This is a genomic window from Pseudomonas sp. W22_MBD1_FP4 (assembly GCF_052113765.1).
Classification (GTDB): Bacteria; Pseudomonadota; Gammaproteobacteria; order Pseudomonadales; family Pseudomonadaceae; genus Aquipseudomonas; species Aquipseudomonas sivasensis.
The window spans coordinates 1-14,596 of the sequence record NZ_JBGQOI010000044.1 but is presented as its reverse complement, the minus strand read 5'-3'; the positions used below and the strand labels follow the sequence as shown (position 1 = coordinate 14,596).

General features: G+C 57.9%; 16 protein-coding genes and 1 tRNA gene. 9 read left to right on the top strand and 8 right to left on the bottom strand.

Going from position 1 to position 14,596, the window contains the following annotated elements:
- Positions 1-125: 125 nt before the first annotated feature.
- Complete coding sequence (locus tag ACEN2T_RS29515) at positions 126-932, bottom strand: c-type cytochrome (protein WP_442117964.1); 807 nt, start codon at positions 930-932, stop codon at positions 126-128.
- A 641-nt stretch (positions 933-1,573) separates the two neighbouring features.
- Here ACEN2T_RS29515 and ACEN2T_RS29510 point away from each other — a divergent pair.
- The 3 genes from ACEN2T_RS29510 to ACEN2T_RS29500 all read left to right on the top strand — a co-directional run bounded on the left by ACEN2T_RS29510 (position 1,574) and on the right by ACEN2T_RS29500 (position 5,741).
- Positions 1,574-2,779: an acetyl-CoA C-acetyltransferase gene (locus tag ACEN2T_RS29510; protein ID WP_442117963.1), complete on the top strand. Its 1,206-nt coding sequence runs from the start codon at positions 1,574-1,576 to the stop codon at positions 2,777-2,779.
- Between the two features lie 16 nt (positions 2,780-2,795).
- Positions 2,796-4,943, top strand: coding sequence for a 3-hydroxyacyl-CoA dehydrogenase NAD-binding domain-containing protein (locus ACEN2T_RS29505; RefSeq protein ID WP_442117962.1), 2,148 nt, complete (start codon positions 2,796-2,798; stop codon positions 4,941-4,943).
- A gap of 84 nt (positions 4,944-5,027) precedes the next feature.
- Complete coding sequence (locus ACEN2T_RS29500; protein WP_032887456.1) at positions 5,028-5,741, top strand: amidotransferase; 714 nt, start codon at positions 5,028-5,030, stop codon at positions 5,739-5,741.
- On the opposite strand, the gene ACEN2T_RS29495 is transcribed toward ACEN2T_RS29500, so the two are convergent.
- From ACEN2T_RS29495 to ACEN2T_RS29485, 3 genes are all read right to left on the bottom strand, one after another.
- Positions 5,738-6,709 (bottom strand): magnesium and cobalt transport protein CorA, encoded by a 972-nt coding sequence (locus ACEN2T_RS29495; protein ID WP_442117961.1) that lies wholly within the window; start codon positions 6,707-6,709, stop codon positions 5,738-5,740. The genes ACEN2T_RS29500 and ACEN2T_RS29495 overlap by 4 nt on opposite strands.
- 140 nt (positions 6,710-6,849) lie before the next feature.
- Positions 6,850-7,572, bottom strand: a complete 723-nt coding sequence (locus ACEN2T_RS29490) for a lysophospholipid acyltransferase family protein (protein ID WP_442117960.1) — start codon at positions 7,570-7,572, stop codon at positions 6,850-6,852.
- 213 nt (positions 7,573-7,785) lie between these two features.
- The gene (locus ACEN2T_RS29485) at positions 7,786-8,478 is read right to left on the bottom strand and encodes a crotonase/enoyl-CoA hydratase family protein (protein WP_032887461.1); all 693 of its coding nucleotides are present in this window, start codon (positions 8,476-8,478) and stop codon (positions 7,786-7,788) included.
- A 319-nt stretch (positions 8,479-8,797) separates the two neighbouring features.
- Between ACEN2T_RS29485 and ACEN2T_RS29480 the strand changes: the two genes are divergently transcribed.
- The 5 genes from ACEN2T_RS29480 to ACEN2T_RS29460 all read left to right on the top strand — a co-directional run bounded on the left by ACEN2T_RS29480 (position 8,798) and on the right by ACEN2T_RS29460 (position 11,127).
- Positions 8,798-8,887: transfer RNA gene (locus ACEN2T_RS29480), tRNA-Ser, on the top strand.
- A 232-nt stretch (positions 8,888-9,119) separates the two neighbouring features.
- A complete protein-coding gene (locus ACEN2T_RS29475; protein WP_032887533.1) occupies positions 9,120-9,467 on the top strand; it encodes a metalloregulator ArsR/SmtB family transcription factor in 348 nt (115 codons plus the stop codon).
- Positions 9,468-9,543: 76 nt separating this feature from the next.
- On the top strand, positions 9,544-10,014 hold the full coding sequence (locus tag ACEN2T_RS29470) for an arsenate reductase ArsC (RefSeq protein WP_099602929.1): 471 nt from the start codon (positions 9,544-9,546) through the stop codon (positions 10,012-10,014).
- A gap of 12 nt (positions 10,015-10,026) precedes the next feature.
- A complete protein-coding gene (gene arsH / locus ACEN2T_RS29465; protein WP_032887537.1) occupies positions 10,027-10,728 on the top strand; it encodes an arsenical resistance protein ArsH in 702 nt (233 codons plus the stop codon).
- A 9-nt stretch (positions 10,729-10,737) separates the two neighbouring features.
- Positions 10,738-11,127: a GNAT family N-acetyltransferase gene (locus tag ACEN2T_RS29460; protein ID WP_442117959.1), complete on the top strand. Its 390-nt coding sequence runs from the start codon at positions 10,738-10,740 to the stop codon at positions 11,125-11,127.
- A 57-nt stretch (positions 11,128-11,184) separates the two neighbouring features.
- Here ACEN2T_RS29460 and ACEN2T_RS29455 read toward each other — a convergent pair whose 3' ends face one another.
- The 4 genes from ACEN2T_RS29455 to ACEN2T_RS29440 all read right to left on the bottom strand — a co-directional run bounded on the left by ACEN2T_RS29455 (position 11,185) and on the right by ACEN2T_RS29440 (position 13,715).
- Positions 11,185-12,225, bottom strand: a complete 1,041-nt coding sequence (locus ACEN2T_RS29455) for an EamA family transporter (protein WP_442117958.1) — start codon at positions 12,223-12,225, stop codon at positions 11,185-11,187.
- 62 nt (positions 12,226-12,287) lie between these two features.
- A complete protein-coding gene (locus ACEN2T_RS29450; protein ID WP_032887540.1) occupies positions 12,288-12,623 on the bottom strand; it encodes a hypothetical protein in 336 nt (111 codons plus the stop codon).
- Between the two features lie 93 nt (positions 12,624-12,716).
- A complete protein-coding gene (locus ACEN2T_RS29445; RefSeq protein ID WP_032887542.1) occupies positions 12,717-13,295 on the bottom strand; it encodes a DUF4337 domain-containing protein in 579 nt (192 codons plus the stop codon).
- Positions 13,296-13,349: 54 nt separating this feature from the next.
- Positions 13,350-13,715 (bottom strand): DUF2784 domain-containing protein, encoded by a 366-nt coding sequence (locus ACEN2T_RS29440; protein ID WP_032887544.1) that lies wholly within the window; start codon positions 13,713-13,715, stop codon positions 13,350-13,352.
- A 108-nt stretch (positions 13,716-13,823) separates the two neighbouring features.
- Here ACEN2T_RS29440 and ACEN2T_RS29435 point away from each other — a divergent pair, with 108 nt between their 5' ends.
- The gene (locus tag ACEN2T_RS29435; RefSeq protein ID WP_095185335.1) at positions 13,824-14,510 is read left to right on the top strand and encodes an HAD-IA family hydrolase; all 687 of its coding nucleotides are present in this window, start codon (positions 13,824-13,826) and stop codon (positions 14,508-14,510) included.
- The last annotated feature ends 86 nt before the right edge of the window (positions 14,511-14,596 follow it).

The window sequence follows — 14,596 nt, the reverse complement described above, 5'->3', positions numbered from 1 at the left end:
TTCGGAGATGTGGAGAAGAGACAGATTCCTGCCCGAAAAAGTTTTGTGGTGTTGGGGTTGCTGCGCAGCCCAGCGCGGGGCAAGCCCGCTCACTACACGAAAACTATCTTTCGAAGGAGGCTGGCTCAGGGCTGCTGCTTACGCCCCGCCATATGCTTCAAATACCCCACCAATAAATCCAGCTCGCTGTCAGGCAACACACTGGCAGCGAACGCCGGCATCTTCGCCTGGGGCCAATGCCTCAAACTCTGCGGATCACGGATATAGCGCTTTAGGAAATCCCCACCGAAATATTCGGTAGGGCTGTAGGGGATATTCAAATCCGGACCCACCTGCGCATCGCCTGCGCCATTGAGGCGATGGCAGGCCAGGCAGTTTTTCTGGAACAGTGCAAAGCCCTGGTTGATGGGATCATTCGCCGCCAGTTCCGGATCGGGTAGCAGCGCGGGGAAGCGCTCGGCTACGGTCTTCAATTGCTTGATTGTCGAGACTTGAAACGGCCACTGCTCGGGGCTGATGTGCCCCGCCTGCGGGTCGGTCCACACCAGATAAAACGGGCCGGCACTGTGTTTGCCATCGGCCAGGGCGGGCCACGGTTTGGCCGGATCTTCCACGGCCAACCACGCGCGCGCGCCGTTTTGTTCCAGCAGCGGTGCGGCGGTCAGTTCTGCAGCGAAGCCATCCAGGGCAACCGCTTGCACATGGCTCTGTGGCGTTAGGCCTGGTAAGAGCACCGCCAGCGGCACCGCGCGATAGGTCATATTGCGCTTGTAGGAAACGTCATCGACGATCTGCACCGTCTGCGCATCCGGATGCTTGAGCAGGTCGGCGGTCTGCCAGGTCTTGCGGGTGTGGTCCAGTTCGATAGTCAATTGCGCCGCGTCTGCGGGCAGAGCAAGCAACAAGGCTAAGAGTGCGAAGATCGGTTTCAAGACAGAGGCCCCGGGTTAAGTGGCGATGGGGCTCACGATACCGGAAAAACGCGCGTAAAAAGGCAGCCCCTGCAACGGGGTCGCTATGCACGAAGTCCCGGCAGGTGCTGCCAAAAAGCTGCAATCCTGATGCACAAAGCGCGGAGGATAGAGGGTCACCCAATTACCTTGGTCAAATTGGGCAGGATCAGAATCAGTGTGGTGGCGAACAGAATAAGTCCCGCCTGACGTACTTTCGAATGCTTGAACATGGCTGACTGCCTTTTGTTGTTATTCCTGAGCGTCAAATACGTGCCGTTTTATTTCAGTATGGCGCTATGACGTGTCACTTTTCTTACAGCTGCTCCAGCAAAACCCGGCAGCAACATCTTACTGATTGAACCTTAGAGCCCTCGTTCTTCGCGGCTTAGATCCATTTCATATCAGCTAATCAGGATTTCAGCTTAAAAAGGCATGAGGCAGAACGCCATCTTGGCGCCAATGCCTTGGCTAGACAGCTAAAACGATTAATCAGCCTATGCGCTTAGGGGCCTACCGTTCGTCCGAGCGTGGGGGTCAAAAGCAATGAGCGCATCCGTCATTGAAACCGTGTCAATCGGGCCTAAGGTAAGGGCACTACTGCGCAATGGTTCGAGGATGTCATGACCCAAGCTTTGATCTTTGATGCGATACGCACGCCCCGGGGCAAAGGCAAGGCAGACGGCGCCTTGCACAGCGTGAAACCGGTAAATCTGGTGGCAGGTCTGCTCACGGCGCTGGCGCAACGCAGCGACCTCGACACCCACCAAGTGGATGACATCGTGCTCGGCTGCGTCACCCCAGTGGGCGACCAAGGCGCCGACATCGCCAAGACCGCCGCCTTGGTAGCGAACTGGGCAATCAGCGTCGCTGGCGTACAGGTCAACCGCTTCTGCGCCTCGGGCCTTGAAGCAGTGAACCTGGGGGCGATGAAAGTGCGCTCCGGCTTTGAAGACCTGGTGGTGGTCGGCGGAGTCGAGTCTATGTCCCGTGTACCCATGGGCAGCGATGGCGGTGCCTGGGTGCTGGACCCGCAGACCAACCTGCACAGCCACTTCACACCCCAAGGCATCGGCGCTGATCTGATCGCCACCTTGGAGGGTTTCAGTCGCCAGGATGTCGATAGCTTTGCCCTGCAGTCCCAGCAGAAAGCGGCCAGGGCCAGTGCCGACGGTTCCTTCAGCAAGTCGTTGATCGCGGTGCAGGACCAGAACGGTATTGTCCTGCTGGACCATGACGAATTTATCCGTGGCGACTCGACTCTTGAAGGCCTGGGCAATCTCAAACCGAGCTTCGAGATGATGGGGCAAATGGGCTTCGACGCTACGGCTCTGCGGGTCTACAGCCATGTGGAGCGCATCAACCACGTACATACCCCGGGTAATAGCTCCGGCATTGTCGACGGCGCCGCACTGATGTTGATCGGCTCTGAAGTGAAGGGTGGCGAACTGGGCTTGCAACCGCGGGCGCGCATCGTCGCCACGGCGGTTACCAGCACTGATCCCACCATCATGCTCACGGGCCCCGCGCCAGCCACACGAAAAGCCTTGGCCAAGGCCGGTTTGCGCGTGGAAGACATCGATCTGTTCGAGGTCAACGAGGCCTTTGCCTCAGTGGTGCTCAAATTCATAAAGGACATGGGCATCGATGCCGCACTCGTCAACGTCAACGGCGGTTCCATCGCAATGGGCCACCCGTTGGGCGCCACTGGTTGCGCGATCCTTGGCACTCTGCTTGACGAGCTTGAAGTGCGCCGGCAGCGCTACGGCCTGGCCACCCTGTGTGTCGGCGGTGGCATGGGCATCGCCACTATTATCGAACGCCTCTGAGCCTAAGGAATTTCTGATGACCGATGCCATTCGTTACGAAAAAGGCCAGGACCAGATTGTGGTGCTGACTCTCGACATGCCCGGCCAGAGCGCCAACACCATGAACGGTGTTTACCGCGATGCCATGGCCGCTGCGGTTCTGCGCCTGGAGTCGGAAAAGGACCACATTGCCGGTGTGATTATCACCTCTGCAAAGAAGACTTTTTTCGCGGGCGGTGACCTCAATGAATTGATCAAGGTCGAGAAGTCCCACGCCAAGGATTTCTATGAGAGCGTGTTGGTGCTTAAAGCGCAGTTGCGTCGCTTGGAAACCCTCGGCAAGCCGGTGGTGGCCGCGATCAACGGCGCGGCCCTGGGCGGCGGCTGGGAGATTTGCCTGGCCTGTCATTACCGTGTCGCGCTGGATGACAAATCGGTGCAGCTTGGATTGCCGGAAGTCACCCTCGGCTTGCTGCCGGGCGGCGGTGGCGTGGTGCGTATGGTGCGCATGCTCGGCTTGGAAAAAGCCCTGCCGTATTTGCTGGAAGGTAAAAAAGTACGGCGGCAACAGGCGCTCCAGGCGGGGTTGATCAACGAACTGGCGGTGGACCGCGATGGGCTGCTGGCCAAATCCCGCGCTTGGATTCTCGGCAATCCCGAGGCTAAACAACCCTGGGACAGCAAGGCGTACCAGATTCCCGGCGGCACTCCATCGAACCCAAAAGTCGCGCAGATGCTGGCGATTGCACCGTCGATCCTGCGCAGCAAAACCAATGGCTGTTTTCCGGCTCCAGAGAAAATCCTCTGTGCTGCCGTTGAAGGCGCTCAGGTGGACTTCGACACCGCGCACCTGATCGAAACCCGTTACTTCACCGAGTTGGTCACCGGGCAAGTGGCGAAAAACATGATTGGCACCTTCTGGTTCCAACTCAATGAAATCAACGCCGGCAGCTCGCGACCCAAGGGTTTTTCACCTTACGTGACACGCAAAGTGGGTGTGCTTGGTGCCGGGATGATGGGGGCTGGAATTGCGTATGTCAGCGCCTGTGCGGGGATCGAGGTGGTGCTCAAGGACGTCACCCAGGCCGCCGCCGAGAAGGGCAAGGCACATTCGGCCGCGCTGCTGGACAAGAAGGTCAGCCGTGGGCAATTGACCGCCGAGCAGCGGGAAGCCACCTTGGCGCGGATTTACCCTACTGCCTCGGATGCTGATTTGGTCGGCTGCGATTTGATCATTGAGGCCGTTTTCGAAGACCGTGAACTTAAGGCCAAGGTTTCGGCCGCCGCGCAACATGTGGTCGGAGCCGACGCGGTGATCGCCTCCAATACCTCAACGTTGCCCATCACCGGCCTTGCTAGAGCTGTGGCGGATCAAGGCAAATTTATCGGCCTGCATTTTTTCAGCCCGGTAGACAAGATGCCTCTGGTTGAAATCATCAAGGGCGCCCAGACCTCGGACGAAACCCTGGCCCGAGGTTTCGATTTCGTCCTGCAAATCAAGAAAACTCCGATTGTGGTCAACGACAGTCGCGGCTTCTTCACCTCGCGGGTGTTCGGCACGTTCACCAATGAAGGCATCGCCATGCTCGGTGAAGGTGTGGCCGCGCCGATGATCGAGACCGAGGCGCGCAAGGCCGGTATGCCGGTGGGGCCGCTGGCGGTGTCCGATGAAGTGTCCCTCAGCCTCATGAGCCATATCCGACAGCAGACGGCCAAGGATTTGCAGGCCGAAGGTAAGACGGTGCCAGGGCATCCGGCAACGGCGGTCATCGATCTGTTGGTGAATGAATACAAACGCGCGGGCAAGGTGGCGGGTGGCGGTTTTTACGAGTATCCCGCTGGAGGGCAGAAGTACCTGTGGCCGGAGTTGAAAGCCCGCTTTGAACGGCCGGGCCAGCAGATTTCGCCACAGGATGTGCGCGACCGTTTGCTGTTTATCCAAGCCATCGAAACTGTGCGCTGTGTGGAGGAGGGCGTGTTGATGTCCACCGCTGATGCCAATGTGGGATCGATCTTCGGCATTGGTTTTGCGGCGTGGAGCGGTGGGGCGTTGCAGTTTATCAATCAGTACGGCTTGAACGACTTCATCGCCCGTGCGCGTTATCTGGCTGAGCAATATGGGGAGCGCTTTGCGCCGCCAGTGTTGTTGCTGGAGAAAGCGGCGAGGAGTGAAGTGTTTCGGTGATTAATGGAGGGGCTTGCCTTGAAGGGGTGTTTCAAGGCAGGCTCTGGGTGTTCAATATTCCCATCGCCGTGTCAGGTATTTTTTATGTCGCTACGCGTCTGCATCCTGGAAACCGATATCCTGCGTCCAGGCTTGATCGATCAGTACCAAGGTTACGGGCAGATGTTCAAGCGCCTGTTCTCCAAGCAGCCGATTGCTGCCGAGTTTGTGGTTTACAACGTGGTGCAGGGCGAATATCCGTCAGACGATGAGGTGTTTGATGCCTACCTCGTTACCGGCAGCAAGGCCGATTCCTTCGGTACCGATCCTTGGATCCAGACCCTCAAGACCTACTTGCTGCAGCGCTATGAGCGTGGCGACAAATTGCTCGGTATCTGCTTCGGCCACCAGTTGTTGGCATTGCTGCTCGGCGGCAAGACTGAGCGCGCCAGCAAAGGCTGGGGCATGGGCATTCATGACTACAAACTCGATGCCAAGGCCCCGTGGATGAGCCCTGAGGTGCCTGAGTTGACGCTGTTGATCAGTCACCAGGACCAAGTCACCAGCTTGCCGGACAATGCCACGGTCATCGCCTCCAGCGATTTTTGCCCGTTCGCGGCGTATCACATTGGCGACCAGGTGCTGTGCTTCCAAGGCCACCCGGAATTTATCCACGACTATTCGCGCGAGTTGCTGGAGATTCTTCAGACAACCCTCGGGGAAACGGTTTACACGAATGGTGTCGCCAGCCTGGAGCGCGACCACCACGGCGCCACCGTGGCGGAATGGATGATGCGGTTTGTGGCGCACAAAGCTTAAAGCCAGCCCGAGCGTTTGAAACTGGCCCACAGGCTGGTGCATCCCACCGCAATAAACCCGAGCACCGCAAAATAGCCATAGTGCCATTGCAGCTCGGGCATGTTCTGGAAGTTCATCCCATAAATCCCTGCCACCGCGGTGGGGAATGCCAGGATCGCCGCCCACGCGGCAAACTTGCGCTGCACCACGCTCTGGCGTGACGCCTCCAGCAACACCCCGATTTCGATCGTCTGGCTGGCGATGTCGCGCAGGGTAGTGAGGTCCTCCATCTGCCGTGTCACGTGGATCTGCACATCACGAAAATAAGGGCGCATGTTCTTGTCGATAAACGGGAAGCTCAGCTTCTGCAACTCCTGGCTGATCTCCACCATCGGCGCCACATACCGCTTGAGCCGCAGCACATCGCGGCGCAGACCGTGGATCTTCTGAATATCGCGTTCGCTCAGTGAACTGCACAGTACGTTGCGCTCCAGTTCATCGATCTCGGTGTGGATCGCCTCGCTGACCGGCTGGTAGTTTTCGGTGACGAAATCCAGCAATGCATAGAGTACGAAATCTTCCCCATGCTCCAGCAACAGCGGGCGCGCCTCACAGCGTTGGCGCACAAAGCCGTAGGACGCTGAGTGACCGTTGCGGGCGGTGATGATATAGCCGGTGCCGGCAAAGATATGGGTTTCGATAAACTCCAGCTTGCCGTTCTCGCGCACCGGTGAATAGGTGACGATAAACAGCGCATCGCCGAAGGTTTCGAGCTTGGGGCGGCTGTGTTTTTCCAGGGCGTCTTCGATGGCCAGTTCATGCAGGTTGAACTGGCGCTGCAGGTTGGCCAGCTCCTGGGCATCGGGCTCTTCCAGGCCGATCCACACAAAATGCCCGGGCTTGGCGGCCCAGGCGGCGCCTTCATCAAGGGTGATATCAGAGACTTTCTTACCGGCGCTGTAGACGGCTGCCGCAACAACTCTACCCATGGTGCTGATCACTTCTTGTTTGGAGGACAGATGTTGGGCAGCTTAGCTTGAATGGCGTTCCGTTGTAGACGTCGTTGCGGCGAGCTTTGTGTGGTGAGCGAGGTTGCTCGCGCTGGGGAAGGAGCGCCCAAATAACGTGTTCAGGCGGACTGCACTTCGCGGTCCAGTTCTGCAATGCATGCATCCATCTGCGTCTGACACGCCTGCATCAACGCAGGGACGTCATTCGCTGTCAGCCCGGCTGTAGGAACGGGTGGCAAAGAACGTATGAGCACATCACCACTGTTCCAGCGATTAAGCTTCATATGAACGACGTAATTGCTGACGCACACCTGCACGATAGGTACACCCGCCGCAATCGCCATATGAAACGCGCCTTTCTTGAACGGCAGCAGGCCCTTGCCCAGATTGCGCGTGCCTTCCGGGAACACCCAGATCGACGTGTCTTTGTGTTGCAGCGTATGGGTGGTGGTCAGCATCGCACGGCGCGCCTTGTGCGCATTGCCGCGGTCGATCAACACATTGCCTGCCAGCCAGAACAACTGGCCGAACAACGGCACCCATTTCAGGCTCTTTTTGGCAATACACACTGTGCGATGGGGCACTACAGTGCCCACCACGAACAGGTCATAGTTGGACTGGTGGTTGGCGATGACCACGCAGGTGCCGGGCTTGTTGCGCAGCGAGTCGACATCGGCCTTCACGTTCAATCGCAAGATGCGCATCGCGGGCAGCGCATACAGGCGCGCGCACAGGCGGCTGTTGTCCGGGTTGAACGGCCGGCAGATACCTAGAAAAACCCCGAGCACACCCGCCACCATAAAGTGCAGGCCCATCAACAACATACGCAGCAGAAAAAGCATCGACACGGCCTATCGGGACAAAAGGTGGCGAAGTGTACGGATGTGCACTGACTTCGGCAATTACCCAGGTAGAGGTCGGAGATAGGCGATGTTTAAGCGTATGTTTCAACATGTGCCGACACTGGCTGGCTAGAGCGGCTAGGGGCGTTTCGGATTTACGTGTAAGAAAAAGCCCGACACAAGGTCGGGCTCTGGCACAGCAGGTGTAGGGACTTAGCTCAGGTTGTGACCCTGATCCTGGATAATTGCATCGTCCAAGGCTTCCAAGAGCGCTTTACGCACCTTCAACTTGGTGTGCTTGTGGGCATTCATATTGATCTTCTTCAACTGGCGCGCCGCTTCCAGTGCCGCTGCGTGCAGTTCTTCAGGCGCCACCACCTTGTCGAGGAAACCGGCCTGCAACGCGCCCTGCGGGTCAAACATCTCGGCATTGATCACCGACCGGTGGAACGCCGACTTGCGCAGACGATCCCGCGCCAGCTCGATCCCTGCGTGGTGCATGGTCATGCCGATTGCCACTTCATTCAGGCCGATGCTGAACGGGCCTTCCACCCCAATCCGATAATCGGCCGACAGCAACAGAAACGCGCCCTTGGCCACGGCATGCCCAGGGCACGCCACAATTACCGGGAATGGGTGCGACAACAGACGACGCGCCAACGTCGAGCCCGACGTGACCAGGCCGATGGCCTCTTTAGGGCCTGCCGTCATCACTTTCAAATCATAACCACCCGACAAAATCCCCGGCGTGCCGGTGATCACCACCACCGCCCGATCTTTCTCGGCTTGGTCCAGCGCTGTATTGAACGCACTGACAACATCTGGAGAAATGGCATTCACCTTGCCGTTGCTCAAGGTCAGGGTCGCGATACCGTCTTCGAGGTGGTAGGCAATCAACTCACTCATGACGCGGTTCCTTGTAGGACTTGTTATAGAAGAATGCAGCAGACGTTACCCACCACGCCCGTTCCGGTAAAGCGCAATGACTGACTGGCCAGTCAGCCTTTTCCCGTATCCCTGGTCGCAAATGGCCTGCAGCAGGGCATAGTGCCCAGCGAAGACCCTCTGAACCCTCCCCGAGATTGGCATAATCACCGTCCTCCCGCGGGCCCATTCCGGTATAACCGTCTAACCGCATGAAAATTCTGAAAAAAACCTTTGCCATCAGAAAGGCTTTCGACTACATTAGCGCGCCTCGACAGACTGAACTGGTTTGACGAGATACGGTGAAGTGTCCGAGTGGCTTAAGGAGCACGCCTGGAAAGTGTGTATACAAGAAATTGTATCGAGAGTTCGAATCTCTCCTTCACCGCCACATTAAGTAAACACAAACCCCTGATTTTCCTAGAGAAAGTCGGGGGTTTGTGGTTTTTGGCATTCAAAAAAAGCCCCGTTAGCGGGTTTGCGACAGGGTCATCTCGTATGGGCGCTCACGAAGGTCCTACGTACGGTTCCCATCGCCCCGAAGAAACCCACCCGATCGATAGCTTGCTTTAAATATGTGTGTATCCGTATATTCGGTTATTCACATATAGCAAGTGGCCCACATGATTACGCCTCCAGAAGTGTTTAAGAGCCTTGCAGAGGAAACTCGCGCACGCGCTACTTTGCTGATTGCCTCCCAAGGAGAGCTCTGTGTCTGCGAACTGATGTGCGCTCTCGGCGACAGCCAATCGAAGATCAGCCGTCACCTCGCACAGTTACGCAGCAGTGGTCTCCTGCTGGATCGTCGCCAGGGACTCTGGGTTTACTACCGCTTAAATCCGGACCTTCCCAGCTGGGTGCACGAGATCCTGCAAGTGACGTTACGAGCCAACGTTCACTGGCTGCAGGGCGACACTTCCCGTCTACAGAATATGGATGGACGCCCTGTCCGCGATGTTGCCTGCTGCTAATCCCAACTGTTAACCCTATCGAAGCTGGCGCTGCGCCTAAGTGTTTAATGCCCGCGAAGAGTGGAAGGAGTAATTAATGCGAGTCTTGTTCATGTGCACGGCCAACAGCTGCCGAAGCATTCTTTCAGAAGCCATGTTCAACCACCTGGCGCCGGAGGGTTTCAGAGCGGTGAGCTCCGGAAGCTTTCCCAAGGGGCAGGTGCTACCTCGCAGTTTGACGACTTTGACCCAGTCGGGCATTTCCATCGAAGGCTTGAGCAGCAAGGGCAACGAAGCCTTCGAAGATAACCCTCCGGATATCGTCATTACCGTATGCGACAAGGCAGCAGGCGAGTCTTGCCCGGTCTATTTCGGGCCAGCCGTGAAAGCTCATTGGGGCCTGGAAGATCCTTCCGATGTGATGGGGGACGAAGAAGAAGTTGATGCCGCTTTCCGAGCCACGCTCGCTTGCATCGAAAAACGCTGTAAAGCGTTCTTTGCGCTTCCCTTCAACAGCCTCAGCCGCGATGAACTCAAACGCGAGCTGGATCAAATCAGCAAACACTGAGAAGGAGGACATATGTCAGAGCAACTGCCCAACCTAGACCTCTCTCTGTTCGACCCCCTGCCAATTGCATCTCGCCCGAAAGATCAAAAGCCTCGAATTCTCTTGCTGTATGGGTCGACCCGCGAGCGCTCTTTCAGCCGTCTGCTGGTCGAAGAAGCTGCGCGTTTACTGGAGCACTTTGGTGCGCAAACCCGTGTGTTCAATCCTAGTGGGCTGCCACTGCCCGACGACGCATCGGTGAATCATCCTAAGGTGCAGGAACTGCGGGATCTGATGTTGTGGTCGGAAGGTCAGGTCTGGTGTTCACCAGAACGGCATGGCGCGATGTCAGCGGTGTTCAAGGCGCAGATCGACTGGGTGCCTCTTGAACTCGGCGCTGTTCGCCCCACCCAGGGAAAGACCCTGGCCGTGATGCAGGTCTGCGGTGGCTCACAGTCCTTCAATGTGGTTAATCAGTTGAGGGTACTGGGTCGCTGGATGCGCATGTTCACGATACCCAATCAATCCTCTGTACCGAAAGCCTATATGGAGTTCGACGAGGCAGGCCGAATGAAGCCTTCTGCTTTTTACGATCGCGTGGTCGATGTGATGGAGGAACTGGTGAAGTTCACCCTGTTGCTGCGTGACCAAAAGGCGTTTTTGGTGGATCGTTACTCGGAACGCAAGGAAAGCGCGGAACAGCTCATGGCGCGCGTGAACCAGCGTTCAATCTGAGTTCAATCAATGTCCATTGAAATCAGAGCGGCACGGCTTGGAGATGCTGTTGCCATCCAGGCTATCTATGCCTCGGTAGTGACCGGCTCGGCTATCTCCTTTGAAGAGGTGTCGCCTAGTATTGAAGAGATACAGCAGCGCATTGAGCTAACGCTGCGGATTTATCCATATCTGGTGGCGGTTCGAGAAGGCAAGGTGGTCGGCATATGCTTATGCAAGTCAGCACCGAGCTTCTGGTTCGGCAGGGCTATCGTCCGGCCTATGCTGGCATTTCTCAGCCCAATTCAGGCAGCATCAAGTTGCATGAGCGGTTTGGCTTCCAACACATCGGTACCTATCCTCAAGTCGGTTATAAGCTCGGTCAGTGGCACGATGTGGGGTATTGGCACCTTGAGTTAGCGGATAAAAGCCAGCCGATCGGGCGTCTGTTGGTCTCAGAGCCATGCCCATCGCCCCTCAATGCCTGTGCCGATGATGTACATCCGGAAAATGCGCATGGCTGTGCCTCAGCGGACTGTGCACATGCACATGGCTGTGGGGCTCAGCCGGATCCCACTCAAACCCGTGCTCATGTTGGTGATGTTCATCATGCACATGCCGATGTCCGTGCTCCATGGCCTCATGCTGATGATCATGGGCATGCCGTTCCGTCAGGTGCAGCCAAACGCCCATGGCCATCAACGCCGATGCAATCCAGAAAGCCAATGTCACTGACTCACCCAACATCAGCACCGCAATCGCGGCACCCAGAAACGGCGCGGTAGAAAAATAGGCTCCCGTGCGTGCACTGCCCAGTCCGCGCAGCGCCAGCACGAACATCACCAGGCTGATGCCATAGCCCAGAAAACCAACCAGCAAGATAGGCGTCAGCTGCGCCATACCCGGGATTTGCGCTCCGAAATAGAGCGCCAACCCGCCATTCACCAGCCCCGCAATCAACCCCTTGGTCCCGGCGATAAACAGCGCGTCCGACGCAGACACTTTGCGCGTCAGGTTGTTATCAATCCCCCAGCACAGGCACGCCACGGCAACCGCCAGCGGCCCCGTCCAGTCATGGCTCGTGCCACCGCCGTCGGCCCATGACAACACCACGCCGCCCAGCACGATGGCGATCATCCCCAGGACGATGCGACGGTCGGCGTTTTCCTTGAACACGACCCAGGCGATGACGGCGGTCAGCACTGATTCCAGGTTGAGCATCAGGGAGGCGGTTGCGCCGGCCGTGCGGGTCAGGCCGAACATCAGCGCGACAGGCCCGAGGATGCCGCCGAATGCGATGGCGCCGAGCAGCCAGGGCCATTCCGATGAGGTCAGTCCGCTGGGTTTCCAGCCACGATCACGGATCAGGCGCACGCCGGCGAGACCGACGCCGCTGCCGAGGTAGAGCAGGCCGGCGAGCAGCACGGGCGAGAGGCCCAGGCCGAGATTTTTGGCGAGCGGGGTGCTGGCGCCGAACAGGGCGGCGGCGGCGAGTGCGTAGAGGATACTGAGGTTCATGGGTCATCCTCGAAAGGGTGGCCCATGATACGTCGCGGGCTCAGGTGAAAGCCCGAGCGGATTTACTGCGCGGTTTTCAGCTTGATCACATCACCGGAAATCTTGGTGGTGTAACCGCTGAGGACCCAGGCCCAGAACCAGTTTTCCTGCACTTGGGTGTTGATCAGCGCATCGCCGCCTTTTGCTTTGATGGCGGCATCCTGGGCGCGCACGAAACGGCTGTTCTGGCCGATCGGGATCACGCCGAACAGCATAATGCCGGTGGCGCTGGCTTCACTGTGGCCCAGGACGGTGTATTGGCTGCTGTCGTATTGCGGGGATTTGATGGCGGTGCCGGTGCAGCCTGCAAGCGTGAAACCGAGAACGGCTGCTGCAACCACTTTACTGATGTACTTCACTGGGAAACTCCATGGACTAAAGCCCGAGATTCAATTCTCGGGGGGGCGTACTTTAATCGCCCCGGCAGGGGATTGAAATCAATCTTCCCGTCGTCAGATGTGCAACCACGCCAGGCTACCTAACACCACCGCCACTCCCGCCGCCGTATACGCCATGCGCTTCAACCACTCCTTCCTTGTGAGCAACGTAATTGCCGCCAGCGAAATCGCGATCTGAATCGCGGTCATCGCCTGTGCCCAGCGGTGGTGCTGGTGCAACGCCTGTTCTGATTTTTCATCCCATTCCCGCGAGGTGGCCTCAAGCTTTTCTGCCTGCTGGCGCACGTCTTCCTTCTGGCTTTTGTAGCGCTCGATCTCGCCCTTGTAATGCGCAGCGTCTACGCCGGGAATATGGGTGGCCAGCTCCGCCAGGTTTTGGCGGCTGGATTTGGCCTGGTAGTAGTTCCACTGGTTGGCGGCTTCGGTCTTGATGATGGCCGCGTTGTTTTTGTCCATCGCCGCTTCGCTTTCGGTGGAACCGGCCTGGTAGCTGAGCATGGCGCCGAGAGTGGCCATCAGCGCGGTCATGACGGCGATTCGGCTGGCGAAACTGTCTCCTCTTGCGTGGGCATGTTCGGTGGTGTGTTCGATGTGTTTTTCGTGGGGGCTGGGGACTTCGAAGGCTTCGGACATGGCGGCGGCTATGAAGGGACTGAGGGAGTCTGATTCTTCACCCGTGCGGCTGTCTCAAGGCTGTACGTAACGCCGAATCAGCCGCGTATACACCGCGATATTGATCACTAACACCAATGCACCCAGCGCCAGTTGAATCTGCGGAGTCAGGCCAGCCGGATAGATGAGCGTAAGAATGTAGTGTTCGATGAATCCGCCGCCGTAGCCGTCTTGACCGGCGAGATGGCGAAGCAAGTTTTCCCAGCGCGTGAGTGGGCACGGCAGGTGAAAGACCTCGACGGCCACGCCCCACGCGGCAGCGGGCAAGTGCAGCCAGATAACTGGCCGCCACTTAAGGGCCAGCAGCCCGCCGAATAATACGAACAGGATAAAACACAGGTGAAACAGCACGAGGCTGTCGGCAGCTAGACGGTAGAGCATTGTGCGCGCTTCAAAAAGGGGAGGGCGTAGTCTAAGGGTTGCCCGCAGGTAAGCGGGACCGTTATTGTGCTGAATCCTTTTAGTCCTTCCTCCCAAGGATCTGTTGTGATGAATTCGCCACGTACCGTTGCCCCGATCAAGGCTGTGATTTTCGATATGGACGGGTTGTTGCTCGATACAGAAGGCATCTACACCGAAGTCACGCAGATCATCGCCGAGCGCTACGGTCGTACTTATGATTGGGGGATCAAGCAGCATATTATTGGCCGTGGCGCCCAGGACCTGGCCGATTACGTGGTCAAGGCACTGGACTTGCCGATCACACCGGCGCAGTTTCTGGAAATTCGCGAACCGTTGATGAGCGAGCGCTTTCCAAAGGCCCTGGGCATGCCCGGTGCTGAGGCGCTGGTTCGGCACTTGAAGGCACACAACATTCCGATTGCCGTGGGCACCAGTTCGTCGCGCAATTCGTTTGGCCACAAAACCACGTTGCACCGCGAGTGGTTTAGCCTGTTCGGCACCATTGTCACCGCCGACGACCCCGAAGTCGGCGCCGCCAAACCTGCACCGGACATCTTCCTTACCGCCGCGCGCCGCCTGGGCGTTGCCCCTGAGGATTGCCTGGTGTTCGAGGATTCGCCCTTTGGTGTAACGGCTGCGAAGGCCGCCCATATGACCGCCATCGCCGTGCCCGACGAAGCCATGGCCGACAGCAAGTACCAGCATGCCGACCAGATCATCCGCAAGCTTGCGGACTTTGACCTGGCTGCCTATGGCTTGCCGCCAATCTCCTGACCTTACTCGGTAAAAAATGTGGGAGGGGGCTTGCTCCCGATGGCGGAGTGTCAGTCACCATTGAGCTGGCTGACACTCCGCCATCG